Here is a 26,002-nt window from a genome sequence, read left to right as displayed (position 1 = left end):
TTTATATTCCATTTATTCCACTGCCGCTTGATTTTCCAGCCTGCGCTGCAGCCCGCGCCAGAACACGGCAAACATGATCACCAGAATTACGCCTTTGCAGATGGTGGAGATGGAAATACTCCACCAGATACCGTTCAGCCCCAGGGCCGTACTGGTCAGAACCATGGCCAGCGGGATGCGGGCCATGGTGAGCACCATGCTCAGGATGCTGGGCGGCGCGGTGTGGCCGAGGCCAGCATAGGCCCCTTCCACCAGGATTTCCCAGCACATGAACAGCTCGGAGAAGCCCAGAATCACCAGGTAGTCCACCCCCAGAGGCAGCACCTCTTGCTCCGGGATGAAGAAGCCGAAGATCGGCCCGGCCGCAAAGATGAGCAAGCAGCTGCAGAACACGCCCCACAGGCTCATCATGGCAAAGGCAGCGGCGAAGCCCTTTTTTGCCCGTTTCAGATTTCCCGCACCGTAATTCTGGCCAATGAAGCTGTTCACCGCAGCAGCAAAGCCATCCGCCGTCATCCAGCTGATGGACTCGATCTGGCTGCCTACCTTCTGCACCGCCACCGCGTTGTCACCAAAGGCAGCCACCATGCGGGCAATGTACATGGAAATCAGCGGGAACACCACATTCATCACCGCTGCCGGGCCGCTGATGCGCACCAGTGCAGCCAGCTCCGCCGGGGTAGTGCGCTGGGTCAGCCGCACCTGATCAAAGAGGCAGCTGTCCTGCCGGGCATAGGCCACCAGCAGCACAAATACCACCACCTGAGCCAACACCGTGGCCAGGGCAGCGCCTGCCACCTCCATACGGGGTACAGGCCCCACACCGAAGATGAGCACCGGGTCCAGCACAAAATTCAGCCCCAGACCGCAGCACATGGCCAGAAAGGGGGTATGGCTGTTGCCGGTGGCGTTGACCACCGCAATCAGCACCTGATTCAGAAAAGAGAAAAACATGCCAAGGCCAACGATAATCAGATACACCCGCGCCTGGGCCGCCACCTGAGGGCTGTTCAGCTTGAAGAAGCCGATCAGGGGTCCTGCCCCCGCCACCATAAGCAGGGTGTACAGCAGCGAAATCACCGTTGCCAGCTGAATGGCCGCAGCCGCATAGCGGGCGGCCGCCTGCTTGTCGCCCGCGCCCAGGCGCTGAGCCACCAGCACCTGTCCGCCGGTTTTGCCCAGAATCGCCAGCCCGTTGGACAGCCACATAAACATACCGGCTGCGCCCACGGCGGCCACCGCTCCGGCGCTCACCCGGCCAATCCAGATCATATCCACCAGATTGTACGCCATCTGCACCAGCTGAGAGCCCATGATGGGCAGAGCCAGCGCAGTGAGGCTCTTCAGGATACTGCCCCGCAGCAGATCCACCTGTTTTGCCATTGTACTTCCTCCTCTTTCTCCCTGTTCAGCGGATGACGAGTCCCAGCACCCGGGCCAGGTCTGCCGCCTGACTCACATTTACAATCGCTCCCCGCAGCTCCTTACCGGTATCACTGACCACAATACCCTCCATACGGCTGTCGGTAAAGTCCAGTCCGTTCAGAAGAGTGCCAAAGAAGCTGGTACTCATCAGGGTGCATTCCCGGAAGGTGAGGCCCTTGTGGCGGCACTGGGCCAGAAAAGCCTCGCTCAGGTCGGTTTGCTTCCACGAAACCTGCTGCAGCAGCGCCCCGGTCAGATTCGTCTGCCGGAAGTTGCTGTTCTCCAGCCGGACGTGCGCCAGGCGGCTGCCTGCAAAGCTCGCCCCCATAGCTTTTACGTTTTCAAACCGGCAGCGGCAGAAGTCCGCATCCTCCGCCTGCAGCGCCGAGCATTCACAGTTTCGGAATACCACATCCGAAAACCGGGCGCCGTGCCAATTGGAGCCGGTAAACCGGCAGCCCTGAAACAGACACCCCTGTACCTCCAGCTCGGTCAGATCCATTCCGGTCAGATCCGCCCCGGTAATCTGCCAGCCGGTGAGCGCATCGCCCCGGGCCAGCGCCATATCCACCAGTTCCTCCGGCCGCTCCGCTGGCTCCAGCCGGGCGGGCAGCGCAGCCTCCAGCAGCTTATTCCGTTCCACGGTCCATTCCCTCCTGTTTCCGGCGGCAAAGCTCATTCGTCTTTGCTGCCTTGTTTGGTACACATTTCTTCTATCATAATCCATTCCGGCGGGCGGTACAATCCCCCTTTTGACTTTTCTTTTTCAAAAGCAACACAAACCCCGGCGGCCCCTTCCATTGGAAGGAGCCGCCGGGGCATTTGGTATGGAATTACCGTTTTCGCTTAGGCAAGGCTCAGCCCTGCTTGCGGCGCAGCAGTACCAGAGCGGCGGCGCAGCTCAGCGCCAGACCGCTCAGAGCAGCCAGAGGCCAGATGCTGTCGCCGGTCTGAGCAGATGCCGTACCGGTGGGGGCAGCTGTGGCAGACGGAGCCGCAGTGGAACCACTGCCGCCCGGGCCGTTCTGGCTTTCCTGAGCACCACTGTCCTGACCCGGGTCGGGCGCAGGAGTAGGTACAGGGGTGGGTACAGGAGTCGGGGTGGGGGTTTCCTCCGGCTGCTCCGGTTCACCAGCATCCTTTGTGTAAGAGCCGGTCACCACCAGATCCTTCTCCGGCATGGTCTCGGGTAGGTTCTGCCAGCCGCTGAAGGTATAGCCCTCATGCGCCGGTGCAGCGGGCGCGGCAATCTGCTCGCCTGCCTTATACTGCAGGGCAGCAAAGCTTTCCTCGGGAAAATATTCGCCAGTGATCCGGAAAGTCACCGTATAACGCACGTCAGCCTTCTTTTCCAGACCGCGCGCAGCCTGGAACAGCGAGCCGGTTGCCTCATTGATGGTCTCCTGCGCCTGCCGGGCCTGGTCCCGGGCAGCAGCAGAGCGGGCATCGGAATCCACGAACAGTGCGCCATCCAGCGCGGCTGCCTGCTCTGCGGCGGCCTTCTCCTGCTGCATCCGATCCCAGCTGGCCGGGGTGTACAGGCTTTCGTCCAGCCCCTCCAGGAATGCAATCATCTTCTTCAGGCCTGTGGCGCTGGTGCGGTAGTAGCTTTCCCCTGCCTGCAGGGCAAACTGACGGTACATGGCCATCTCGCTGCCGCTGCCTGCGGTGATGCAGAACTTGCCGGTCTGGCTCAGGAAATACTCGGTGTCGTCCAGCCGAGTGCTGATCTGATAACCGCCCTCTCCGTCACCGGTAATGGCAAAGTAGGTGGGCGTTTCCTTGACCGGGGGATATTTGCCGCCGGTCTGCCCCTCCACCGCCAGATACCAGCCGGGGCGGGCCATGCTTTCCAGGGTATAGCCCTGTTCGGTTTTGGTCAGCTTCCACAGCTGGGTATTGGCATCAAAGCCGGTGTTCAGGTTCAGCTCGCCTGCTTCATCGGTCACGCCCACCTGGTCAGCCGCGGTGCCGGTGGCACTGGAATACAGCGCCTTGCCGCCGGCCACGATGGCATACACGCCGTCTTCAATGGCCGTCTGCATCTTCAGCAGCGGGTTCTCGTTGCGGGCTGCACTCTCGGTAACACCGCCGTTTTCAAATTCGTCCGGCAGAGTCACGGTATTCTCGTCGGATACATAGACCCGGACACTGTCCTGCAGGGTGAGGGTTTTGTTCTCCGTTTGCACCTGCGCAGTCACGGTCAGGGTAGCCTTGCCTACCGCCTGAGCGGTCAGGGTCACCATCTCGCCCGCACTGCTCTCGGTCTTGTCCAGAGCTGCCACAGCGGCCTCACCATCACTGGTCAGGCTCCACTGCAGCCGGGCATCCTGCGGGATGCCTGCAGTGCCGGCGCTCACCTGCACGGTGCTGCCCGCATCGCAGGCAATATCGCCGGTGTTCAGCGTCAGCTGCGGTGCCTGGGCCAGATAGCTCCAGCCCTCACTCATCAGATCGGTCATGGCAAAGGCGTCATACAGGATGTAGCCGGTGCCGTAGCTGGTGTCTTCCTTTTCATACAGCAGGCCCAGGGCTTCTCCCTTCAGCTGAGTCAGGCAGGAATACAGGTAGCTGCCGGGGTATTTCACATCCGCCGGGTTCAGCCAGATCACCTGATTGGTGGCCGCGTCAATGCTGCCGATGCGCAGCACACCGTTGTTCCGGCCGCTGCCCTTGGGATAGGAGGCGGCGATCAGATTGCCGTATACGTTTCCGTCCGCATCCACCAGAGCACCGTCCACATTGATGAAGGACACCATGCAGTTGCCCACATAGTTCAGCGCCTCATCCTTGCAGGAGGGCCCCCAGGTCACGCCGCCGTCGTAGCTGTCGGCATAGCTGATATAGCCAATGTCATTGCGGGAATACATGCGAATGCCGCCGTCCGGCAGAAGGACGGTCTGGGACTCGCTGGTCTTGCCCACGTTGTTGGTCACATGCTCTCCACGCTGCCAGGTGGTGCCGCCGTCATCGGTATAGATCACGCTGGCGCGCTCCTGGCCGGTGGCATTATCGTAGACCTGGAACAGCACCCGCTCGGTGCCGTCCTCACCCAGCTCCACGGTCAGGCCGCGGCCGGGGCACACACCCACAAAGCCTTCGCCCGGCTGCTTCACATTCAGAATCCGGGGCTCGCTCCACTGGATGCCTGTTTCGGTCACATTGCCGGTGCGCAGCCAGATGTGGAAGGTGGGATAGATTTTCCATTCCGACTGGCTGTAGAACACATTGTTCTGCACGGTTTTGCCGCTGAGCTCCTGGCGGCAGGTGGATTTCACCACCGCGCTGCCGCTGGTCTCATACAGATTGTATTCCGCGTCCACCCAGGCGCCGGTGAGCGCACCCGCTGCATCCTTGATGGGATAGAGGGTCCGGTTCTGGCCTTCCACCACCTTGGACTGGGGGTCTTTGGAATCGATATAGTAGGTGTAATCCTCCGCCTTGGTGGAGGCGATGGAACCGGCTTCGCCCCTGGCGATCACCAGATTGCCGTTTTCGTCAAAGCCGGTGCTCTCCTTGCCGGCGGTGCCGCCGTTCTGCAGACCGGAGTAGGCCGGGCAGGCATCCACCACCATGTAGATGGTGCCATCCTCGCTCTGGATCAGCGCCGGGTCAATGAAGGAGGCGCTCTTCCTGTAAGCGCCGGGGGTCTGGTCCGGGAAGTCGGCGAAATGGTTAATCATCTGCCACTCCCAGGTCTTGCCGCCGTCCTTGGAAAGGCTGACCAGTCCGTCCAGGTTGTTGGCCGCGTCCATGGTGGAGCCCCAGCGGGCATCCGCCGCGCTCAGAATCCAGCCATTGTCCAGCGTGATCATGGCGGGAATGCGGAACCGGCGGCTGGAGCCGGTTTCGTCGGGAATATAAGGCTGGTCCTGGGTCACACCGGAATGGCCACCCTCCATCGGACCGTCGTAGCTGGCCAGATAGCTCCAGCCCTCGCCCAGCATGCCGGTAATGGTCAGATCGGTGTAATAGATGCCACCCGCGCCGCTGTTCTCGGTGCTGCCGGGGCCGGCGGTCCCGGACTCAAACAGCAGGCCCAGGGCATCGCCCTGCTTCTGGGTCAGGCAGGAATACTGGTACCGGCCCGCAAAATCCACCTCAGTGTCGTTCAGCCAGGTGATGGTGCCGGTCTCGCTCATGGAGCCCACACGGATCACACCGTTGGTACGTCCGCCGCCCGCCGGGTAGGAAGCGATCACCAGATCGCCGTAAACCTTGCCCTCCGGGCTCTTGACATAACCGGCCGCATTGATGAAGGACACCATGCAGTTGGAGGTGTAATTCAGGGCGCTGTCCGCAGTGGCCTGGCCCCAGGTCGCGCCGCCGTCGTAGCTGTCGGCAAAGGTAATCTGGCCGCCCAGGTTGCGGCAGAAGATGCGCATGCCGCCGTCCGGCAGGTTCACCACCTGGGACTCACTGGTCTTGCTGCCGCTGGCCAGGTTGTTCACCCGGTCGCCGCGGGTCCAGGTTTTGCCGTTGTCATCGCTGTAGATCACGCTGGCGTACTCCTGACCGGTGGCATTGTCGTACAGGGGGAACACGATGCGCTGTTTGCCCTCCACGGTGGTTACCAGGCCGCGGCCGGGGCACACACCGGTGAAGGACTCATTTTCGGTGTACTTGATGTCCAGGAAGGTGGGTTCGCCCCATATCAGGCCATCTGCCGTTACCTCGGCGCTGCGCAGCATGATGTAGAACACAGGGTACGCCTTCCAGGCGCTGCTGCGGTAGAACAGATTGGTCTGTACCATCTCGCCGCTGCTCAGCTGCTCCCGCATCACCTTCTCCACCGGGCCGGACGCACCGTCCCAGGCAAACAGATCCAGCTCCGCATTCACCCACTGACCGGTGGTTTCTCCGCTCTCGGTGGTGATGGGGTACAGCTTCAGTTCCTGGCCCTGCACGGTGACCCGGGCAGGCTCTGCGTTCAGATCCACACGATAGGTGTAGGCGCTCTTTTCCTTGGGAGCATCCTGGTTTTCACCGGCGAGGGCCACCAGCATCCGGCCCTGCTCGTCAAAGCCGCTGCTCTGGTTGCCCATCCGGTTGCCGCTCATCAGACCCACATAGGAGGGGCAGGCGTCCACCACCATGTACAGCTTGCCGTCCGGCCCCTGCACCATGGAGGGGTCGATGAAAGAGGCGCTGGCCTGGCCGGTGGCGCTGTTGGCCTGATCATCAAAGTAGTTTACAACCTCATAGCTCCAGGTGGCACCGCCGTCCTTGGAGACGCTCACAATGGTATCCAGATTCTGGGGAGAGTCGGCGGTAGTCTGCCAGCGCATATCCGCTGCAGCCACCATCCAACCATTGTCCAGAGTGATCAGTGAGGGAATACGATAGTTCTTGCCGTTGCCGCCGTCCGGCTCGCCGTTTACAAAGGGCTGATTCTGTGTGGTGCCGGTAATCGCCTCCTCCGGGCCGCAGGCAGTCAGGGCCACAGTGCCCAGGTCCACCGCTTTCTCCTCGGTGTAAACCAGTTTACCGGATGCAGTGCCGGTGCCGCTTGCCTTGAGCGCGGTGAGCACGCCATTTTCCAGACGGAAAGCGCCGTCCGGATTTTCGGTCAGGGTCCACTCCACCGTTGCCGGGTGCGCGCCCCGGGCGTCGGTATAAATCCATTCGGTGCCACCGGTCACCGCCAGCTGGCTGGTGCCTGCGTAGCCCTGCTCTACCACAGCCTTGGTACGCACCAGGGTGGGCTGCTCGGCTTTTTTCAGGAACAGCTGAACCGGACTGCCCTGTGCATTGGCGGTAAAGCCGCCGTTCTCCACCGCCAGCCTGGCTTCGCCTGCGCTGAGAGTGTAGGTGTTGTTTTCGTTCTTCGTCACGGTGAGCAGTACCGGAGCATCGCTGCGGAATACCCCCTCGCTGCCCAGGCCCAGATAAACCGGGCCGTCCTCGGTCATGGCGGTGAGATACACGCCGCCCTGCGTGCTGGTCAGCGACAGATCTGCCCCGGCCAGCGCCTCTTGTGCATTGGTCAGCTTTCCGGTCCGGTCATCCCGCACCGCTGCGTTGGCATTGTTCGCACCGCTGGTAGAGAGCACCCGGAAACCCTCGTCATAGCCCACCACTGCGTAAACGCCGTCGGTCAGGATATCGGTTTCCGCCTGGGTGTAGCCGTCGATCTTCAGGTCGGTCTCGTTCAGGGTGATGTCCCGCGCGTAGAGCCACAGGGTATAGCTCTTGCCCTCAGACAGGCTTCGGGGACCCCAGAAATCGGTGATGTTATTGGGATACTGGGTGGTATCGCCCTTGCGGTTAAAGTCCAGCACACGCTTGGCGCCGCTGATCTGCCAGCCGTCGCCCGCCTTGGCCACGCCCAGGCTCACCGCCTGATCCGCCACCATGTTGCTCTCAGCCAATGCCAGATAGTTGCCGCTCTTGGCATTCTGCAGGCTGAAGCCGCCATCCATGGCGCTGCCCACCAGGGTCAGGTCCTCCAGGGTCAGAGTGCTTCCATCCTTCAGCCAGGAGGCCTGCACGCCGCCCTCCGTCAAAGTGAGTTTAGCGGCAACAGTACCGTCCACACCACTGAGGGAGCCGGGATTCAGGCTCTTGCCTGCATCGCTCAGATACAGTGCATACACCTCATCTTTGTAGGCTTCCTCCTTACCGCGGGCTACGATCAGGTACTCCTTGCTCAGATCCAGCTGACTGCTGGTGTACAGGGAGAAGCCGGGGATTTGGGGCGCGTTTTCATCCGATTGACGGGCATACAGATAGATGCTGTAGTCCGTTTCGGCCTGCGGGGCCCAGAAGTCGGTCTGGGCACTGGTAAATTTGCCGCCGTCGCCGTTGATGTTGAAGCTCAGCACCCGGTTGTTTGCAGCATTTTTCAGCAGGTAGGAGCCGTCGGCTTTTTTCTGGACCGAGCAGAAGCTCTCGGTCGCGGCGGTCATACTGCCATCCAGCTTGAGCCACTGGCTGGTAGCGCTGTTGGAGAAGGCAACCTTGCCGTCCTCACTCTGCTTTGCATCCAGCAGCAGCCGGTCCAGCGTGAGGGATTCGCCATTTTTCAGCCAGGCGGCGGTGACACCGTTCTCGCTCAGGGTCAGCTGCGCGGTCACCGCGCCCTTGGCCTTCAAGGCTCCGGGACTGGTGGATGCGCCATCTGCGCTGAGGTACAGCGCATAAACGCCATTTTCCCCCTCCCGCTGATCCTGAGCCACCAAGATGTACTGCCGGGCGGTATCGATGGAATCGCCAGTATACAGTTCAAAGCCCGGGATCTGAGGCGCAGCCTTTTTGGCCTGAGCCAGCTTGTCCGCGCCATCCTCGGCCACAGGAACCTCGTTTCCCTCCGGTGTTTCCGTGGGAGCTGGCGTTTCCGTGGGCGCGGGCGTCTCGGTCGCCTCGGGTGCTTCGGTTGCCGCAGGCACTTCTGTGGCTACAGGCTCTTCGGTAGCCTCAGGCACTTCCGTCGCCTCGGGTGCTTCGGTCGCCGCAGGCATTTCCGTGACTACAGGCTCTTCGGTTGCCGCAGGCACTTCCGTTGCTTTGGGCGTTTCAGTGGCTGCAGGCACTTCGCCGGGCAGGGTCAGTTCTCCGGTCACTTCTTCTGCGGTTACCGGCGGCTGTTCCAGCAGCGGTTCATCCGCTGCAAAAACAGGGGCTGCCGTGCTGGCCATCACACAAACTGCCAGCAACAGTGCCACCATGCGTTTCAGTTTCAGTCTCATGCTATCCTTAACCTTTCCGCTGTTTGCTTCTCATTTCTTGCGCAACGCTGTTTTTTGTCTTCCTCCTCTCCTTTCCGTTCGCTTGCATGTTGCACAGATTTTCTCGTCAATGATAGCATTTTTCAGTGATATGTATATTCAATTTTCAACTTTTTGACTTAATGGAAAAATTTTTCATCTTTTTGTGTAAATTATGAAAATTTTCTTCATCAAAATGCCTATTTTTTCAATAGATTTTTGTTTGGTATGAATATTGCTTTTTTGCCGATCTTATGTTCTACAAATTAGTACGGGGGACATTCGTCATCCTGCCAACCGGCTGTTTTGTTTGATATTTTGAATTTATTTTTGAGTTTTTTCGTTTCGTGAGCTTTATTTCTATTGCTTCCTGTCGCTGACTGCAGTTTTATCCCTGCGCCTCATCTGGTAAAAAATCCGCTGGCCAAACCGTCTTTCCGGGGATGGCAACTGCACTCCGGTTCGATTTTTCCGGCGTAAAACGTAACAGGATGCAAAAGAAAAAGGCCCGGCTAAATGACCAGGCCTTTGATCGGTAAAGCATAAAGAAGTGCGTGACAAGATAAAAAGAAAACCCCGAACACTTTCGTATTCGGGGCTTTGGTGCGGATGAAGGGACTTGAACCCCCACGGTATCGCTACCACTAGAACCTGAATCTAGCGCGTCTGCCAATTCCGCCACATCCGCATATGCTGTTGTTGCAGCCAGCAAGCCGGAGCCCTAGCCCCTTGCCTGCTTTGTGGAGCAGGTGATGGGAGTCGAACCCACGTCCTCAGCTTGGAAGGCTGATGTACTAGCCGTTGTACGACACCTGCGCATCAGCTCTCTCGTGTCGGCTGCGAAATATATTATAGCACGGTGTTTTGCAAAACGCAAGCCCTTTTTTGAAATATTTTTCAAAAAATTATACTTCTTTTTTCCAAAGGCCCGGTGAGGGCCATGAAGATATATGTTATAATTAATATTACTGCGTTTTTCGCAAGCTGCATATTCCCCGGCCGGCTTTGCGGCCAGGCAAATTTTCTGCGAGGGAGTTTTTATTTTATGAGTCTGATCGAACTGTTTATTCTGGCAGTCGGCCTTTCCATGGATGCATTTGCCGTCTCCATCTGCAAGGGTCTGAGCCTTCCCAGCCTGAAACCCCGCCATGCTGCCATCACCGGCCTGTACTTCGGCGGCTTTCAGGCACTGATGCCGCTGATTGGATATCTTCTGGGAACCCAGTTCCAGCAATTCATCACCAACGTGGACCACTGGATCGCCTTTGTCTTGCTGGTATTCATCGGCGTAAACATGATCCGGGAATCCCGCTCGGAGCCGGAGGAGCTGAACTGCCAGTTCGGCCCGGCAGCCATGCTGCCCCTGGCGGTGGCCACCAGCATCGACGCCCTGGCGGTGGGCGTAACCTTTGCCTTCCTGTCGGTGGATATCGTGCCCGCCGTAAGCTTCATCGGCGTGATCACCTTCTGCCTTTCCGCCGTGGGCGTAGCCATCGGCCACCGGTTCGGCGCCCGCTACAAATCCCGTGCCGAGCTGGCAGGCGGTATCGTTCTGGTGCTGATGGGCTGCAAGATTCTGCTGGAGCATCTGGGCCTGCTGGCATTTTGAGCCGCGGCGTTGCATCCCGCCTCGTTTTGTGGCATAATCGTTTTGTAATCCTTCTTGTCTTTTTGACAAAATCCGTAACCCCAGGGAGGCCCGCCGATGGAATTTTACGAATATCTTCCCTTTTGGCCCAAGCTCACCCGTGAGCAGCAGCAATACCTGGCCCAGAACGTGACATTGCATCACGTAAGCAAGGGCGAGGTGGTGCACAACGGCTCTGAGGACTGCGTGGGCCCGCTGATCGTGGTACACGGCCAGCTGCGGGGATACTCCTTCTCCGAGGAGGGGCGCGAGGTCACCCTGTACCGGCTGTTTGAGCGGGATGTGTGCATTCTCTCGGCCTACTGCATGCTCAACAGCCTGCAGTTCGACATCTCGGTGCAGGCGGAAAAGGACTGCATCCTTTACCGTATTCCCGCGCCGGTCTACAAAAAGCTGATGCAGGAATCCGCCCCGGTGGCCAACTACACCACCGAGCTGATTGCCAGCCGTTTTTCCGACGTGATGTGGCTGCTGGACCAGATTCTCTACAAGCATCTGGACAGCCGCCTGGCCGCCTTCCTGGTGGGCGAGGCGCAGCTGAACGACACCACCGAGCTTCGCCTGACCCATGAGGAGATCGCCCATCATCTGGGCAGCGCACGGGAGGTGGTGACCCGGATGCTCAAATATTTCCAGACCGAAAAGATGGTGCTCATTGCCCGGGGCTGCATCACCCTGCTGGACATGGACAAGCTGCGTGAGGTGGCGAAGGACAGTTTGCGCTGAGGCCACAAACCTTCACCGGCGTGGTATAATTAAGGTGATTACATCACGGATAACCTGCCCCGGCACTGGTATACTAAGGCCAATGGATGAACCGCTCCGCACTCACCTGCGGAGCCCCTGAAATAAAAAGGAGTGTTATGAAATGAGCGTTGTAACTGTAAATAAAGCAAACTTCGAGCAGGAGGTCCTGCAGAGCAATGTCCCCGTTCTGGTGGATTTCTGGGCAACCTGGTGCGGTCCCTGCCGCATGATGGCTCCCATCGTGGATGAGCTGGCTGAGGAGAAGGCTGGTCAGGTGAAGGTCTGCAAGATCGACATCGACGAGAACCCCGAGCTGGCCATGCAGTTCGGCGTAATGAGCATCCCCACCCTGATGGTGTTCAAGAATGGCGCCATCGCCAACAAGAGCGTGGGCCTGAAGCCCAAGGCTGCTGTGGAAGAGCTGCTGAAGTAAATCGATTTGCGAAAACCGCTGGTGAAAGCCAGCGGTTTTCTTTTTGACTCGCACCAAAAAGCGCCTGCCCGGGAAAACCGCCGGGCAGGCGCTTTTATTATTTGCGAATTTACTTTTTCTTCGGAGCCTTCGGCGGCTGGGCCTGAGCCTTCGGAGCCTGCTGAGCAGGTGCCAGCATATACTTTGCCTTTTCCACACCACGGCGGCGCAGGCGCTCCCGGGTGGCGGTGCGCAGCAGGCTGTAGAGCACCGAGCACAGCGGAATCATCACCAGCATACCGACCACGCCGAACATGCTGCCGCCCAGAGTAACGGCGGTGAGTACCCACACCGAGGGCAGGCCCACCGAGCTGCCCACCACGCGGGGGTAGATCAGGTTGCCCTCGATCTGCTGGATCACCAGGAACAAAATCACAAACACCACGGCCTGCATGGGGTTCTGAATCAGAATCAGGAACGCGCCCACAAAGCAGCCGATGAAGGCACCGAACACCGGAATCAGCGCGGTGACCGCCACCAGCACACTGACCAGCAGCACATAAGGCATACGGAACAGCAGCATGCCCACCGCGAACAGCGCGCCCAGAATGCAGGCCTCCAGGCACTGACCGGACAGAAAGTTCGAGAAGGTCTTGTTGGCCAGCCGAACCACCTCCAGCACCTTCTCCGCATGCTCCGGCTTCATCCAGGCAAACAGGAGCATCCGGCCCTGACGGCTCAGTGTCTCCCTCTGGAACAGCAGGTAAATGGCGAAAATGAAGGCAATGAAGAAGTTCACAAAGCCCGAGATGATGCCGGTGGCCGCGGTGACCGTGTTGCCCACCAGCGCAAGTCCGCCGTTTTTCAGCCAGTCCACCACCTGCTGGGTCACATTGCGCAGGTTCAGGTTACCGGCCTCACTCAGCCAGTCCGCCAGCTCGGGGTAGCGGATCATCAGCTCATTGGCCCATTCCTGAGCCTGCGCCCAGAAGGCGGGCATCCGGGCCGCAATGGTCTGCACGGTATTCTGCAGCTGCGGCAGCACCAGCAGCGACACCACCATGACCACACCGATCACTCCGGCCAGCGTTATCACCAGCGAGATGCCCCGGTGGGCCTTTTGCAGCTTCTGGGGCAGATGGGTCTCGATGGCGCGCATGGGCACATTCAAAATAAAGGCCATGGCAGCGCCCAGCAAAAAGGGCATGAGCAGACCGGCTACCATTCCCAGGAAGCTGCCCACCCGGTCCATATTCTGCAGCCCCCAGTAAAGCAGGATGCAGAAGGTGGCAATGCCCAATACATTGCGCAAAAAGGTTTTGTTTTCCATATTATTCTCCTAAACAGCGGATCATTTTTTGTTCCATATTCCAGGGTGGTTTTTGTGGCCGCCCCGGCATCGCCTTAACGATAGCATGTTTTGCCCGGTGATGCAACCTTATTCCTCGGCCAGGATCATTGCAATCCGGTCCAGCTTATCCTGGGCGGCACGCCACAGCTCGTAGTAATCCTCCTCCGGCTGAGTGGGGTCCACCTCCGGCAGATAACCATTCTTGCCCGCCGCCCGGATCAGCGGCAGGTAATCCTTGTAGCTGTAGTTCAGGTCCACATTGCCGTTCACGCCGCTCACCTGCCCCACCGAGGAATACTGCCAGACCCCATAGCTGCCGCCGTAACCCACATAGCCTCGGTAGTCGGCCACCCACAGGGGGTAATCCGCCAGCTGCTGGGTATTGACGTAACGGCGCAAAAATTCCGTATAGCTGTAATAGCCCGGGAACCAGCCCTTCTGGTCCAGAATATCCATGGAAAACTGAATCAGCCGGGTCACTGCGTCCCGTCCCAGGCTTGCCAGCGAGGCATCCTCCGCATCCACATAGACCGGATACTCCAGCCGGTGGCCCTCCAGTGCCTTCAAAAACACATCCAGCTCCCGGATGACCTCGCTCTCGGTTTTGGCATAGGTGTAAAAATAGGCCCCCACCCGCAGCCCGGCGGCATGTGCCCCCTGCACGTTGCGGGTAAAACAGGGGTCCACATAGGGCCCGCTCTGGTTGCTGGAGCCCACCCGGACGATGGCAAACTCCTTGCCCGCCGCGGCCACGGCAGACCAGTCCACCACGCCCTGATAACGGGATACGTCGATCCCTTCCTGAAATACTGTCATCGTGCTCCCCTCCTTGCCCGCATTGTATGCGGCAGAAGGGAAAAGCGTTCCGGCGGATTGGCGCTTATACCACCAGGCCGCCGTTCACCCCCAGCACCTGGCCGGTGATGTAGTCTGCGTCATCGCCGGCCAAAAACAGGATAGCCTTTGCCACCTGCTCCGGACTGCCCAGACTGCCCAGCGGGGTCTCCTCCGCCAGGGCAGCCTTGTCCTTGGCGGAAAAGGCCGCCATCATATCGGTCTCGATCACGCCGGGGGCCACGCAGTTCACCGTGATGCCGCTGGGGCCTTCCTCCTTTGCGAGGGCCCGGGTCAGGCCGATCAGACCCGCCTTGGCGGCGGAATAAGCCACCTCACAGCTGCCACCCACCTGGCCCCACATGGAGCTCACGGTCACGATGCGTCCCCATTTCTGATGCAGCATATGGGGCAGCGCGCACTGACAGCAGTGGAAGGCACCGCTCAGGTGCACATCCAGCATCCGCTGCCAGGCCGCGGGGGTCACGTCGGTGAACAGCTCCTGTCGGGCAATGCCCGCGTTGCATACCAGCACATCCACCCCGCCGAAGGCTTCCTCCACCTGGCGGAACATGGCCTCCACCTGGGCCCGGTCGGCCACGTCTGCCTGCACCGGCAGCATTTGATCCGGCCACTGGGCCGCCAGGGCCTCGGCCTCGGTCTTGCTGGTGTTATAGTTGACGGCCACCCGGTATCCGGCATTGGCAAAGGCCCGGGCCACCGCCGCGCCGATGCCCCGGCTTGCCCCGGTGACCAGCACTGTCTTTTCTCTCATTTTTCCTTTTTCTCCTCCCGTTTACGCCGCAGCATGGCAAAAAACTCCTGAAGCAGGGCGGCAGCCTCCTGCTCCCGCAGGCCGCTCTCGATCACCGGATGGTGATTAAACGGGTAGGCAAACAGGTCCACCAACGAGCCGCAGCAGCCCGCCTTGGTATCCTTCGCGCCGTAGACCACCCGCTTGATACGGCTGTTGATGATAGCCCCGCTGCACATGGGGCAGGGCTCCAGCGTCACGAACAGCTCGCACTGCCACAGCCGCCAGCCGCCCAGCTTTTTGCAGGCCGCGTCGATGGCCAGCAGCTCGGCGTGGTGCAGGGCGTTTTTCTCGGTTTCCCGGGTGTTATGGGCCAGAGCGATGGGCTCGCCGTCCTTGGCCACCACCGCCCCCACCGGTACCTCGCCCAGCGCTGCGGCTTTTTTTGCTTCCTCCAGGGCAAGGCCCATCAGTTCTTCGTCAGTCATCCGGTTTCTCCTTCGTGAAAAATCATGTAAACGTGGCGTGCAGCATCTGTACCGTCAGCAGCACCGCCGCCAGGGCATACCCGGGGCAGCGGGCCAGCACACCCCCGCCATTGCCGTGCAGACGGGGCAGAAGCTTGGGTTTTGCCGCCCAAACCGCCAGCGCGGCAGCGGGCAGGCCGAACAGCAGCAGCGGCTGCACCCACGCCGGACCCGCGCCGGTCTGCCCCAGCAGGGCCAAGGTGTTGTTGTAAAGATGAAAGACCATGCCGGGCCAGAGGCTGCCGCTGGTTTCGGCGCAAAGGCCCAGCGCCAGCCCGGAAAGCAGAGCCGACAGGCAGGCCGGTGCCTCGCCGTGCAGCAGCGCGAACAGCACTGCCTGGCCCCACACTGCCGCCCGACCACCCCAGGGGCGCAGGTAGCCCTGCATCAGCCCCCGGAAGAGCAGCTCCTCGCCCACCGCCGGAACAAGCGCCAGCCGAAGCCACAGCAGCCCGGCCGGGGCCTCCGCCAGCTGCACACCGGCGGCTTCGCCCAACACAGCCCGCAGGACGGTGCTGGCAAGATTTCCTGCCATGGTGAGCACCCAGAACAGCAGGAACAGCGCCGGGAGCAGCCTCCAGCGGGGCCGCCTGAGGCGCACCGGGGCCCCGGGCGGGCTAGCCAGCGCCACCAGCAGCGGAGCCGCCAGCGCCAACAGATTTTTGCCCAGCGCCACCAGCTCCCCCGCTGACGGGGACAGACCGTCCACCGACGGGCCCAGCAACCCACTCAAAGCGGAATCCGCCGCCAGATAGACCAGCGCGGCCAGCCCGCACAAAGCGGCGGCCCGCTGCAATTCCGGTGGCAGCGGTTCTGCCCCCTGCTTGAAAAGCGTCCGTTTCATGCCGGTTTAATGCTTATCGTCCAAATCGCGCCAGTCCGCCTCCACGATGTCCGTATCGTCAAAGGCGGGGTCGGTGAGTATCTCCTGCATCTGATCGGCCATGTCACGGGCCGCCTTTTTCAGGCCCTTCAGCTGGATTGCAGCCCAGATGGAACCAGCCAGATTCAATACGCCCTCCACCATCAGGATCACACCGATGGCCATAACCAGCAGCTCCACGGTGCCGAACGGATTCCACAGCATTACCGCGCCCAATACCACGCTGACCAGTGCCAGCAGCAGCAAGCTCCACCAGCGGTCATAGCCCGCTGCCCGCAGCTCAAAGGCGCTCTGCACCCGCATCACACCGTCCAGAATCACGAACAGGCCCACCAGAATGGGCAAAACGGACACCACGGTCTGGGGCCGGATCAGCAAGAAGATGCCAAGAGCCACCGCGATTGCGCCGAACAGCCAGCCGAAGTAGCTGAAGAAGCCCCGCACCTCAGCCTTCAAAAAGCTGTAGATGCTGCTCACGCCCTTCAGCAGGATCACCAGGCCAAACAGCCCGCAGACCAGCCGCAGAGATACATCCGGCCAGAGCAGCAGCGCCAGGCCCACCAGAATAAAAGCCACCGACGAGATGGAAAAGGTCTTGCGGAAATTTTTCATAGCAAATTCCTCATTTCATCCGGACGCCCCCTGTGAAAGGTGCGTCCCTGTTGATACTTATTTTGATTATTATACCATAAAACTGACCGGTTTCCTGTTGCAGCGCGCACATCCCTTCTTTTTTTGCGCCGCCGGGGCAAGTGTGTTATGATAAAGTGGAAAAAACGCGGCGGTCTTCCTACCGGGAATGCCCCGCTTCAAAGGAGTATTTCTGCATGCCTGACCCGTTTCCTCCTCTGCTGGAAGCATTGGCCCGCCACAGCACCGGCGGTCCTGCTCCCATGCACATGCCCGGCCACAAGCGGAACACCGCACTGGCCTCCTATCTGGCCGCTCTGGGCGCGGCCTGGGACATCACTGAAATCCACGGCTTCGACGACCTGCACGAGGCCGAGGGTATTTTGAAGGATTCCATGGACCGTGCCGCCCGGCTCTGGGGCGCGCAGCGCAGCTTTTATCTGGTAAACGGCAGCACCTGCGGCATCCTGGCCGGTATCCGGGCGGCGGCGGGCCATGGCGGCAAGGTGATCCTGAGCCGCGGCTGCCACAAATCCGTTTACCACGCGCTGGAGCTTTGCGGCGCGGTGCCAGTCTGGCTGGCCCCGCCGGTGGACAAGAGCTTCGGGGTACTGGCCTCCATTACCCCAGAACAGGTGCGCGCCGCGCTGGCCGCCCACCCGGACGCAAAGCTGCTGGTGCTCACCAGCCCCACCTATGAGGGCGTGATCAGCGATCTTACCGCCATCTGCACCGCCGCTCATGCCGCCGGGGTTCCGGTATTGGTGGATGAGGCCCACGGCGCTCATCTGGGCCTTGCCCCCAGCTGGCCCGCTGGGGCAGTCGCCTCCGGGGCCGATGTGGTGGTTCAGAGCCTGCACAAGACTCTGCCAAGCCTGACCCAGACCGGCATCCTGCACCAGCAGGGCGATTTGATTCCGGCTGAGGCGCTGGCCCGTCAGCTGGGCATCTTCGAGACCAGCAGCCCTTCTTACCTGCTGATGGCCAGCATGGACGGCTGCGTGGACCTGCTGGAACGCCGGGGCGGCGAGCTGTTTGCCCGCTGGCAGGCTGCGCTGGCCTCTTTTGACCGTGCCATTGCCGGGCTGACCCGGCTGCGGGTACTCTGCCACGGGGCGGACACACTGCAAAAGCATCCCGGCCTTTTCGCCCACGATCCCGGCAAACTGGTGATCTCCACCCGGGGCACCGCCCTCACCGGTCCCGGACTGATGGCCCGGCTGCGGGAGGAATTTTCCATTGAACTGGAGATGGCCAGCGGCGACTGGGCCATTGCCATGACCGGCCTGGGCGACACCGAGGAGAATCTGCTGCGGCTGGCCCGGGCACTTGTGGCAATTGATAAGAGCCTTGCCGCCTGCCCGATGCCGCCTGCTGCCAAACCACTGCCGCTGCCGCCCGCCGTCCTGCCTGTAGCGCAGGCACTGGAGCTGCCCTGTGAGGAGGTTCCGCTTGGAGCCTGTGAGGGTCGGGTGAGCGCCGAATATGTGTGGGCCTATCCCCCGGGCATTCCGCTGATCGTACCCGGCGAACGGGTGGATCGGGTCTTTCTGGACTGCTGCGCCCGGCTGAATCGCCAGGGTGTGCGGCTGCACAGCACCGGCGGCACCATGCCCCGGGCACTGCGGGTGCTGATCTGTGCTTCCCATTCAACTTCAACCAAAGGAGATTGATCGCATGTTATCCAGCTTTTCCTTTGCGGAGGCCTTTGTGAGCCGCCACCGGCGCCTGGTCCCTGCCGCCGGAGTGGTGAGCGGGCTGTTCTGCGCTTTGTTCCTGCTCTGGGCCTGTCAGGTGTGGTCTCCGCCTGCCTTCTGCTTGTTCTGGGGCATCTGCTTCATCTGTGCTGTGCGCGGCCTGTGCGCCAGGCCCTCCCGCCGGGAAGGCCTGGCCTGCGGAGTGCTGGCCGCAGTGTTCTGCTTTTTCACTTTGGGGCAGAACGCGGTGGCGGGCACCATGCAGTTTGACCTTTCCTTTTTGGCATTCTGGGTCTTGCTCAGCGCCCTTCTGTTCCCCATTCTGCTGGGGCTGTGCCGCTTTCTGGCTCATCTGCCCGCCGCGGACGTACCCACCGCACCCGCCGGGCCGCTGTGGCGGCAGCTGGCGCTGTACACCGGGGTTATTCTGGTGCTTTGGCTGCCGGTCTTTTTGTGCTGGGGCCCGGTGCGGCTGGATGTGGACTCGGTTCAGCTGCTGGAGCAGGCCTTCCACGGTGGGCTGAACGACGCCCACCCCATCCTTTACACTTTGCTGCTGCGGCTGATCCTCTGGCCCTTTTACAAGCTGGGCCTGATGGAGCTGGGGGCGTATCTCTTCGGCTTTCTGCAGATGACCACCGTGGCCGCCATGCTGGCCTACAGCCTGGTCTGGATGCGCCGGCGGGGCGCGGGGCTGATCGCTGTGGGCCTGGGCTTTGCCCTCTTCGGCGGCTGCACCATGTATGCCTTCCAAAGCCTGGTGGTCTGGAAGGACCCGCTGTTCAACGGGGTGCTGCTGCTCTACTGCCTGTTTCTGTTCGACACCGCCCGCTGTAAGGGGGAAAATCTGCAGCAGAAAAGCGGAGTGATTCATTTTGTTGTTCTCACCCTGCTGCTGTGCTTTCTGCGGGGCAACGGCTGGCCCATCGCGGCAGTAGTCTGCCTTGCGCTTTGCGCTCTGCGCCCAGCCCGCCGCCGCATCCTCACCGTGCTTCTGCCGGTGCTGATCGGCGTGAAGCTGATCACCGGGCCGGTCTACGGCGCACTGGGTCTGCAGAGCACCCTCACCGCCGAAGCCTGGGCCGTGCCGCTGCAGCAGCTGGCCTATGTGGCCTCCTCGGAACCGGAGGCCTTCAGCCCCCAGCAGGCCGAGACCATCGCCCGGGTGATCCCGGTGGAGGCCATGGCCCAGAGCTACAGCCCCATCACGGTGGACCCGGTGAAGACCAGCTCGGAGTTCAATGCCGAGCATTTTGCCACCCTGCAGGGCAAGCTGGACCTGCTTTCGGTGTGGGCCCAGCTGCTGCCCGGCCACTGGCAAAGCTACCTGAAGGCCTGGCTGGCCGAGGTGGCAGGCTACGTAAGCCCCCGGTTTGACGGCGGCAGCTATTCCTTCCCCTACGAAGGCAGCAACGGAGCCTTTGGCATCACCAGCAAGGACATTGTGCTGGGTCTCACCGGATGGGCGGGCCTGCGGGACGAGCTGGAGGCCCGGGCGGTGTTCGTTCCGCCCGCGCTTATGGCTTACGGTCTGCTTTTGTGCGGCGTGGTGCAGCTGCTGCGCCGCCGCGCCCGGCTGCTGCTGGCTTATCTGCCGCTGTATCTGGTGTGGTTCGGCCTGGTGGTGGGCGCGCCCAATTACATGCAGATCCGCTATCTGCTGGCCTTTGCCTACTTCATTCCCTGCGCCCTGTTCACCCTGCTGGCCCCCGCCGGAGCCTCCAAAGTAGGTATTGACGAAAAGGCCGCTTCCATTGTATAATAAACGCAAGTTTCTATAGGTTTCTTAAGCGCCGGGCATTCCCGCCCGGTTCCCGGAAATTTATGGTATAGAAAGGGGGACGTATCGATGAACCGGATTCAGACTCTCGAGACCCGCGACCTGGCCAAGAGCGTACAGACCGGCGGCTGCGGCGAATGCCAGACTTCCTGCCAGTCTGCCTGCAAAACCTCCTGCGGTGTTGCTAACCAGATGTGCGAGCATAAGAACGACGAGAAGTAATTCTTGCCTTGCAGCATACCGCCTGCCGCATTGTGCGCAGGCGGTATTTTTTGCGTTTTCATCCAGCCGGGGCCTGCCCCCGCCGGATTTTTGAATAGATCCTTCGTTTTTAGTTTCAGATAGATTCATTACAGAAAGGAACCTTCGTTTCATGATCCATCAGTATAAACTCAACGGATACAACATCGTGCTGGATGTATTCAGCGGCTCGGTCCATGTGGTGGACGATGTGGCCTATGACGTGATCGGCCTGTACGAGACCACCCCCGCCGACGAGATCGTGGCAAAAATGCTGGAGAAATACGCCGGCCGCGAGGATGTGACCGAGGCCGACCTGCGCCAGTGTCTCGAGGACATCGCCGAGCTGGAAAAGGCCGGCAAGCTCTTCGCCAAGGATATCTACGGCGACATGGCCTTCGATTTCAAAAAGCGCGTGACCGAAGTAAAGGCCATGTGCCTGCATGTGGCCCACACCTGCAACCTGAACTGCGAATACTGCTTCGCCAGCCAGGGCAACTACCACGGCGAGCGCGCCCTGATGAGCTTTGAGGTAGGCAAGCAGGCTCTGGACTTCCTGGTGGCCAACAGCGGCAAGCGCCGCAACCTGGAGGTGGACTTCTTCGGCGGCGAGCCCCTAATGAACTGGGATGTGGTCAAGCAGCTGGTTGCCTATGGCCGCAGCCTGGAGGAGCCCAACAACAAGAAGTTCCGCTTTACCCTGACCACCAACGGCGTTCTGGTGGACGACGAGGTCATCGAGTTCGCCAACAAGGAAATGAACAACGTGGTCATGAGCATCGACGGCCGTAAAGAGGTCCACGACCGGCTGCGCAAGAACTACGCCGGTCAGGGCAGCTACGACACCATCGTGCCCAAGTTCCAGAAGTTCGCCAAGGCCCGCGGCAATAAGGAATACTACGTGCGCGGCACCTTCACCCACAACAACGTGGACTTCACCAACGACATCTTCCACCTGGCCGACCTGGGCTTCGACCAGCTGAGCATGGAGCCGGTGGTCTGCGCCCCCGGTGACCCCTACGCCCTCACCGAGGAGGACCTGCCCAAGATCATGGAGCAGTACGAGATCCTGGCCAAGGAGATGCTGCGCCGCGAGAGCGAGGGCAAGGGCTTCACCTTCTACCACTACATGATCGACCTGAACCACGGCCCCTGCATCTACAAGCGCATCTCCGGCTGCGGCAGCGGCACCGAGTACCTGGCCGTGACCCCCTGGGGTGAGCTGTTCCCCTGCCATCAGTTCGTGGGCGACCCGAAGTACAGCATGGGCAACGTGTGGGACGGCGTGACCAACACCGCTCTGCGGGATGAGTTCAAGCTGTGCAACGCCTACGCCCGCCCCGGCTGCAAAGACTGCTGGGCAAAGCTGTACTGCTCCGGCGGCTGCGCGGCCAACGCCTACCACGCCACCGGCAGCATCACCGGCGTTTACGAGTACGGCTGTGAGCTGTTCCGCAAGCGGATGGAATGCGCCATCATGATGAAGGTGGCCGAGGCCGGCATGAAAAAGTAATTTTTCCACAGTCTTTCCACGAAGTTTTCCACAATCCGGCGCACAGCCGGTGAAAAACTGACCTTACAGGTTCAAAATCCCCCGGCAACCGCGCTTGGCGCAGGCTGCCGGGGGATTTTTTGCTGTAAGAAAATTGTATGAAAACCGAAAGCCGGCCGCAAAACACTTTCGGCCGTTTTTTGTTATAACAAAAGTATCCCAATATTACACCCGGCAGAAAGCTTTTTGCCGCCGGGCAAAGAAAGGCCGATGCTCGTTATGACCACTCAGCGCACCCTGCGCCCCCGCTGCCCGGTATGCCAGCCCGCAGCGGCCCGCCGTATTCCTTCCACCCCGCGCCGCCGGGCAAAGCGCCGCCGCCGAAGCCGCCGCGGTCCACTGGCGCTCTGGCTGCTGGCCCTGCTGCTCTTCGCGGCGCTGGCCTGGCTGAAAGCCGATCCCCTCGCCGCGCCTGCTTCCTCGCATCGCTCCGTTTCTGCCGTCTCTCTCCCCGCTCTGAGCGGGCTTTCCAGTCCCCGGGCCGCCCTGCTGGACCGGACCAGCGGCGAGCTGATCGCCGGGCAAAACACCGGCACGGAAGCCCCGCCCGCCTCGCTCACCAAAATCATGACGGTACTGCTGGCCATCGAAAATCTGCCGGACCTGGACCAGACCGTAACCGTTCCCGCTGAAATCTTCAACGGCCTGTGGGCGGAAAATGCTTCGCTGGCCGGGTTTGCACCCGGTGAAACGGTGCCCCTGCGGGATCTGCTCTACGGGGCAATGCTGCCCTCCGGCGCGGAGTGCTGCCTGACTTTGGCTCTGCAGGTCAGCGGCAGCGAGGAGGTCTTTGTGGACCAGATGAACCTGCGTGCAGAGGAGCTGGGGTTGGAGCACACCCATTTCACCAACTGTACCGGCCTGGAGGACCCGGACCATTACGCCTCGGCGGCGGATCTTGCTCATCTGCTGGACCGCGCGCTGGAAAACGAAACCTTCCGCCAGGTATTCACCTCCCGCAGCTACACCACCTCTCCCACCGGCGAGCATCCCCAGGGATTCACGGTGTACAGCTCCATGTTCTCCCTGCTGGACGGCATGCCCGGCCAGGGTGGAGAGCTGCTGGGCGGCAAGACCGGCTACACCAGCCAGGCAGGGCTGTGCCTGGCCAGCCTGATCGGGGTAGATGGCCGGGAGTACATTCTGGTCACCACCGGCGCTCCCGGCGACCATTCCACCGAGCCCTATCACCTGCTGGACGCGCTGGAGGTCTGCGAACAGCTGCGCAGCGGCACCCCTCAGCGCATGAAAAAACGGAGCGATGAAATCCATCGCTCCGTTTTGTTTATCCCAGCGCCACGTCCAGGATCATCATCACCAGAAAACCGGCCATTACGCCCAGGGTGCCCACGTTGGAGTGCTCGCCCAGATGGGCCTGGGGGATCAGCTCCTCCACCACCACATAGATCATGGCGCCTGCCGCAAAGGCCAGCAGCCAGGGCATGAAGGGCCCGATAAAGCCGGACAGCAGCACCACCAGGATGCCGAAGATGGGCTCCACCACACCGGAAGCACTGCCGTACAAAAACGCCTTGCCCCGGCTCATCCCCTCCTGGTGCAGGGGTAGCGAGATAGCCGCACCCTCGGGGAAGTTCTGAATGCCGATGCCGATGGCCAGCGCCATAGCCCCGGTGAGTGCGGCCTCGGCCCCGCTCTGCTGGGCCGCCAGCGCAAAGGACAGGCCCACCGCCATGCCCTCGGGAATGTTGTGCAGCGTCACCGCCAGCACCAGCAGGGTGGTACGCCGCCAGTTGGCGTGCAGGCCCTCCGGCTGGTCCGAACCCGCATGCAAATGGGGCAGCAGCCCGTCCATCAGCATCAGAAAGGCCACGCCCAGCACAAAACCACCCGCCGCCGGAATCCAGCTGATCTGGCCCGCTGCCTCGGCCTGCTCAATGGCCGGGATCAGCAGGCTCCACACCGAGGCCGCGATCATTACACCGGCCGCAAAGCCCAGAAAGATCCGCTGCATCCCCTCGCTGGTCTTTTTCCGCAGCAGGAACACCATGGCCGAACCCAAACTGGTCATGCCGAAGGTGACACCTGTGCCCAACGCCGCCCAAAGCAACGCTTTCGTCATTGTTTCCTCCGTTCCGCGGGCAGCAATGCCCGCTGTATGCTTCCTTTGAACGAAGTATATAAGAATCATTCTCACTTGTCAAGTGACTTTGTTGCACTTCTGTTTTACGCTACCGGCCAAAGCGGAACAAAAAAGCGGCCTCCCCGCATTGGCAGGGAAGCCGCTTTTCGGATAAACTCAGCAGTCGGTGTAGTACTTGCCCAGCTCGTCTGCCGCCAGAATGGCCGCATACACGCTGTCGGCATCCACCGGGAAGGGCATGTTGTGCAGGGTGTCCGCATCGGCACAGGCCAGCTTGGCAACCTCCATCAGCTGCTCCTGGGTGGGATTCTCCACGCCCAGGTCGGCCAGGGTGGTGGGCAGGCCCACCTCGGTGCAGAACTCCAGCACCTCTTCCAGCTCCTCCAGGGGAGCGTTCTCCAGCACCAGCTGAACCAGGGTACCGAAGGCCACCTTCTCGCCGTGGTACAGGCTGTGGGTCTCGGGGATGGCGGTCAGGCCGTTATGGATGGCGTGCGCACCTGCCAGGCCGCCGCTCTCAAAGCCCACGCCGGACAGATAGGTGTTGGCCTCGATCACGTTCTCCACCGCCTTGGTGCAAACGTGGCGCTCCACCGCCAGCTTGGCCTTCAGGCCGTCGGCCAGCAGGGTCTCGTAGCACAGGCGGGCCAGGCTCATGGCAGCCAGGGTCACCTTGCCGCCCACGCAGTTGGACGCACCGGAGGCCTGGCAGGCCCGGGCCTCAAAGTAGGTGGCCAGCGCATCGCCCATGCCGGATACCAGCAGGCGGGCGGGAGCCGCGGCAACAATGTCGGTGTCCACCAGGACCACGGTGGGGTTGGCGGGCAGGAACAGGTAGCGGTCAAATACACCCTCATCGGTGTAAATCACAGACAGCGCGCTGCAGGGTGCGTCGGTGGAGGCGATGGTGGGCACGATGACCACCGGAGCGCCTGCATAGTAAGCGGCCGCCTTGGCGGTATCATGGATCTTGCCGCCGCCGATGCCGACCACCACGCTGCAGCCGGAGGCCTTGAAGGCCTCGACCACACGGTCGATCTCCTTCTGGCTGCACTCGCCGTTGAAGGTCTCGTACACCACCTTGGCGCCGGTACCCTCTACGCTCTGGGCGATCTTCGCCTCCACGCGTTTTTTACCAGACGCACTTACCAGCACGAACAGGTCCTTGCCGTATTTCTCGCAGTGCTCATACAGATGAGCCAATTCTCCGCGCCCCTGCACGTAGCGGGAGGGGCTGCCGATCACGTTTGCCATAGTCACTCTCTCCTTTTCGGTTGCGCAGGCTTTTCCCGCGCAAAAAACTTTCTTGAGCCATTATACCACTGTTTTTCGAACGAATTCTACTGGCAATCGTTAAAAAAAGAACACCTGAATTTTATGTATTCTGCCTTCTGCAGGCTTTTTGCGTCCCTGTCCTGCATTTTCTTCATCCTTTCCAAAAGTATGGCTTTTCTCATTTCACCTTTTGTTTTTTAAATGCTTCGCCAGATAATGCCGCATTTTTTTACGAAATTAAAGCTTTATTCATAAATTATCAAACATTTTCATAGTATAATAGGGGCATGCGGCAAAAAAGTGGCCGGTGAAGGGCTTTTCCAGGCTATTTTAGCAAAGTGCACCCGCGCCCTCCGCTTTTGCCTTTGGTTGACAAGTTATCTTTTTATTTGTTACCCTATTATTATAGGTTTTTTAACGAACCGGAATGAAACAAGAGA

The 26,002-nt window shown here is 60.7% G+C and carries 19 protein-coding genes, 2 tRNA genes and 1 pseudogene; 8 read left to right on the top strand and 14 right to left on the bottom strand.

Translation table 11 applies throughout. The annotated features are described in order from the left end of the window. Positions 1–12 precede the first annotated feature (12 nt). The 6 genes from PH256_RS08455 to PH256_RS08430 all read right to left on the bottom strand — a co-directional run bounded on the left by PH256_RS08455 (position 13) and on the right by PH256_RS08430 (position 9,947). The gene (locus PH256_RS08455) at positions 13–1,383 is read right to left on the bottom strand and encodes an MATE family efflux transporter (RefSeq protein ID WP_270913780.1); all 1,371 of its coding nucleotides are present in this window, start codon (positions 1,381–1,383) and stop codon (positions 13–15) included. A 25-nt stretch (positions 1,384–1,408) separates the two neighbouring features. Beyond that, positions 1,409–2,068, bottom strand: a complete 660-nt coding sequence (locus PH256_RS08450) for a pentapeptide repeat-containing protein (RefSeq protein ID WP_270913779.1) — start codon at positions 2,066–2,068, stop codon at positions 1,409–1,411. A 32-nt stretch (positions 2,069–2,100) separates the two neighbouring features. Beyond that, complete coding sequence (locus PH256_RS08445) at positions 2,101–2,226, bottom strand: hypothetical protein (protein ID WP_270913778.1); 126 nt, start codon at positions 2,224–2,226, stop codon at positions 2,101–2,103. A 56-nt stretch (positions 2,227–2,282) separates the two neighbouring features. After that, positions 2,283–9,113: an exo-alpha-sialidase gene (locus PH256_RS08440; RefSeq protein ID WP_270913777.1), complete on the bottom strand. Its 6,831-nt coding sequence runs from the start codon at positions 9,111–9,113 to the stop codon at positions 2,283–2,285. A gap of 619 nt (positions 9,114–9,732) precedes the next feature. After that, positions 9,733–9,819: transfer RNA gene (locus tag PH256_RS08435), tRNA-Leu, on the bottom strand. A gap of 53 nt (positions 9,820–9,872) precedes the next feature. Further along, positions 9,873–9,947, bottom strand: a tRNA-Gly gene (locus PH256_RS08430). Between the two features lie 229 nt (positions 9,948–10,176). Between PH256_RS08430 and PH256_RS08425 the strand changes: the two genes are divergently transcribed. The 3 genes from PH256_RS08425 to trxA all read left to right on the top strand — a co-directional run bounded on the left by PH256_RS08425 (position 10,177) and on the right by trxA (position 11,959). Continuing rightward, entirely contained in the window at positions 10,177–10,740 is a 564-nt protein-coding gene (locus PH256_RS08425; RefSeq protein ID WP_270913776.1) for a manganese efflux pump MntP, read from the top strand. Positions 10,741–10,836: 96 nt separating this feature from the next. Beyond that, positions 10,837–11,505 (top strand): Crp/Fnr family transcriptional regulator, encoded by a 669-nt coding sequence (locus tag PH256_RS08420; RefSeq protein ID WP_087184803.1) that lies wholly within the window; start codon positions 10,837–10,839, stop codon positions 11,503–11,505. A 142-nt stretch (positions 11,506–11,647) separates the two neighbouring features. After that, positions 11,648–11,959, top strand: coding sequence for a thioredoxin (gene trxA / locus PH256_RS08415; protein WP_087184802.1), 312 nt, complete (start codon positions 11,648–11,650; stop codon positions 11,957–11,959). 109 nt (positions 11,960–12,068) lie between these two features. On the opposite strand, the gene PH256_RS08410 is transcribed toward trxA, so the two are convergent. From PH256_RS08410 to PH256_RS08385, 6 genes are all read right to left on the bottom strand, one after another. Continuing rightward, a complete protein-coding gene (locus PH256_RS08410) occupies positions 12,069–13,268 on the bottom strand; it encodes an AI-2E family transporter (RefSeq protein WP_270913775.1) in 1,200 nt (399 codons plus the stop codon). Positions 13,269–13,376: 108 nt separating this feature from the next. After that, a complete protein-coding gene (locus PH256_RS08405; RefSeq protein WP_270913774.1) occupies positions 13,377–14,105 on the bottom strand; it encodes a GH25 family lysozyme in 729 nt (242 codons plus the stop codon). 64 nt (positions 14,106–14,169) lie between these two features. Continuing rightward, a complete protein-coding gene (ymfI, locus tag PH256_RS08400) occupies positions 14,170–14,898 on the bottom strand; it encodes an elongation factor P 5-aminopentanone reductase (RefSeq protein ID WP_270913773.1) in 729 nt (242 codons plus the stop codon). Continuing rightward, positions 14,895–15,365, bottom strand: a complete 471-nt coding sequence (locus PH256_RS08395; RefSeq protein ID WP_270913772.1) for a nucleoside deaminase — start codon at positions 15,363–15,365, stop codon at positions 14,895–14,897. Before PH256_RS08395 ends, ymfI begins: the two co-directional genes overlap by 4 nt. Positions 15,366–15,387: 22 nt before the next feature. Continuing rightward, on the bottom strand, positions 15,388–16,248 hold the full coding sequence (locus PH256_RS08390; protein ID WP_270913771.1) for a CPBP family intramembrane glutamic endopeptidase: 861 nt from the start codon (positions 16,246–16,248) through the stop codon (positions 15,388–15,390). Between the two features lie 6 nt (positions 16,249–16,254). Further along, positions 16,255–16,899: an HdeD family acid-resistance protein gene (locus PH256_RS08385; RefSeq protein WP_270913770.1), complete on the bottom strand. Its 645-nt coding sequence runs from the start codon at positions 16,897–16,899 to the stop codon at positions 16,255–16,257. 215 nt (positions 16,900–17,114) lie between these two features. Here PH256_RS08385 and PH256_RS08380 point away from each other — a divergent pair, with 215 nt between their 5' ends. The 5 genes and pseudogenes from PH256_RS08380 to PH256_RS08360 form a co-directional block, all read left to right on the top strand. Then, positions 17,115–18,590, top strand: a complete 1,476-nt coding sequence (locus PH256_RS08380) for an aminotransferase class I/II-fold pyridoxal phosphate-dependent enzyme (protein WP_270913769.1) — start codon at positions 17,115–17,117, stop codon at positions 18,588–18,590. A gap of 4 nt (positions 18,591–18,594) precedes the next feature. After that, a complete protein-coding gene (locus PH256_RS08375; RefSeq protein WP_270913768.1) occupies positions 18,595–20,376 on the top strand; it encodes a DUF6020 family protein in 1,782 nt (593 codons plus the stop codon). Between the two features lie 87 nt (positions 20,377–20,463). Beyond that, positions 20,464–20,616, top strand: a complete 153-nt coding sequence (gene scfA / locus PH256_RS08370; RefSeq protein ID WP_087182329.1) for a six-cysteine ranthipeptide SCIFF — start codon at positions 20,464–20,466, stop codon at positions 20,614–20,616. 151 nt (positions 20,617–20,767) lie between these two features. Further along, a complete protein-coding gene (gene scfB, locus PH256_RS08365) occupies positions 20,768–22,147 on the top strand; it encodes a thioether cross-link-forming SCIFF peptide maturase (RefSeq protein WP_270913767.1) in 1,380 nt (459 codons plus the stop codon). A 249-nt stretch (positions 22,148–22,396) separates the two neighbouring features. After that, positions 22,397–23,338, top strand: a pseudogene (locus PH256_RS08360) (D-alanyl-D-alanine carboxypeptidase family protein); the annotation flags it as partial. Between the two features lie 133 nt (positions 23,339–23,471). Here the strand turns inward: PH256_RS08360 and PH256_RS08355 are convergent. Both PH256_RS08355 and PH256_RS08350 read right to left on the bottom strand, forming a co-directional pair. Continuing rightward, entirely contained in the window at positions 23,472–24,266 is a 795-nt protein-coding gene (locus tag PH256_RS08355; RefSeq protein ID WP_270913766.1) for a ZIP family metal transporter, read from the bottom strand. Between the two features lie 177 nt (positions 24,267–24,443). Continuing rightward, complete coding sequence (locus tag PH256_RS08350; protein WP_087184790.1) at positions 24,444–25,541, bottom strand: glycerol dehydrogenase; 1,098 nt, start codon at positions 25,539–25,541, stop codon at positions 24,444–24,446. Between the last annotated feature and the right edge of the window lie 461 nt (positions 25,542–26,002).

It is taken from the genome of Allofournierella sp. CML151, assembly GCF_027853465.1.
Classification (GTDB): Bacteria; Bacillota; Clostridia; order Oscillospirales; family Ruminococcaceae; genus Allofournierella.
Note: the sequence above shows the minus strand (reverse complement) of the source record. Positions and strands in the feature narration are given on the sequence as shown.

Coding starts and splice junctions, on each gene's coding strand:
- PH256_RS08425 (WP_270913776.1), top strand. CDS start 10,177: ATGAGTCTGATCGAACTGTTTATTCTGGCAGTCGGCCTTTCCATGGAT.
- scfB (WP_270913767.1), top strand. CDS start 20,768: ATGATCCATCAGTATAAACTCAACGGATACAACATCGTGCTGGATGTA.
- PH256_RS08355 (WP_270913766.1), bottom strand. CDS start 24,266: ATGACGAAAGCGTTGCTTTGGGCGGCGTTGGGCACAGGTGTCACCTTC.
- PH256_RS08395 (WP_270913772.1), bottom strand. CDS start 15,365: ATGACTGACGAAGAACTGATGGGCCTTGCCCTGGAGGAAGCAAAAAAA.
- PH256_RS08385 (WP_270913770.1), bottom strand. CDS start 16,899: ATGAAAAATTTCCGCAAGACCTTTTCCATCTCGTCGGTGGCTTTTATT.
- PH256_RS08350 (WP_087184790.1), bottom strand. CDS start 25,541: ATGGCAAACGTGATCGGCAGCCCCTCCCGCTACGTGCAGGGGCGCGGA.
- PH256_RS08420 (WP_087184803.1), top strand. CDS start 10,837: ATGGAATTTTACGAATATCTTCCCTTTTGGCCCAAGCTCACCCGTGAG.
- PH256_RS08445 (WP_270913778.1), bottom strand. CDS start 2,226: ATGGAAGGGGCCGCCGGGGTTTGTGTTGCTTTTGAAAAAGAAAAGTCA.
- PH256_RS08390 (WP_270913771.1), bottom strand. CDS start 16,248: ATGAAACGGACGCTTTTCAAGCAGGGGGCAGAACCGCTGCCACCGGAA.
- PH256_RS08440 (WP_270913777.1), bottom strand. CDS start 9,113: ATGAGACTGAAACTGAAACGCATGGTGGCACTGTTGCTGGCAGTTTGT.
- PH256_RS08410 (WP_270913775.1), bottom strand. CDS start 13,268: ATGGAAAACAAAACCTTTTTGCGCAATGTATTGGGCATTGCCACCTTC.
- PH256_RS08380 (WP_270913769.1), top strand. CDS start 17,115: ATGCCTGACCCGTTTCCTCCTCTGCTGGAAGCATTGGCCCGCCACAGC.
- trxA (WP_087184802.1), top strand. CDS start 11,648: ATGAGCGTTGTAACTGTAAATAAAGCAAACTTCGAGCAGGAGGTCCTG.
- ymfI (WP_270913773.1), bottom strand. CDS start 14,898: ATGAGAGAAAAGACAGTGCTGGTCACCGGGGCAAGCCGGGGCATCGGC.
- scfA (WP_087182329.1), top strand. CDS start 20,464: ATGAACCGGATTCAGACTCTCGAGACCCGCGACCTGGCCAAGAGCGTA.
- PH256_RS08405 (WP_270913774.1), bottom strand. CDS start 14,105: ATGACAGTATTTCAGGAAGGGATCGACGTATCCCGTTATCAGGGCGTG.
- PH256_RS08375 (WP_270913768.1), top strand. CDS start 18,595: ATGTTATCCAGCTTTTCCTTTGCGGAGGCCTTTGTGAGCCGCCACCGG.
- PH256_RS08455 (WP_270913780.1), bottom strand. CDS start 1,383: ATGGCAAAACAGGTGGATCTGCTGCGGGGCAGTATCCTGAAGAGCCTC.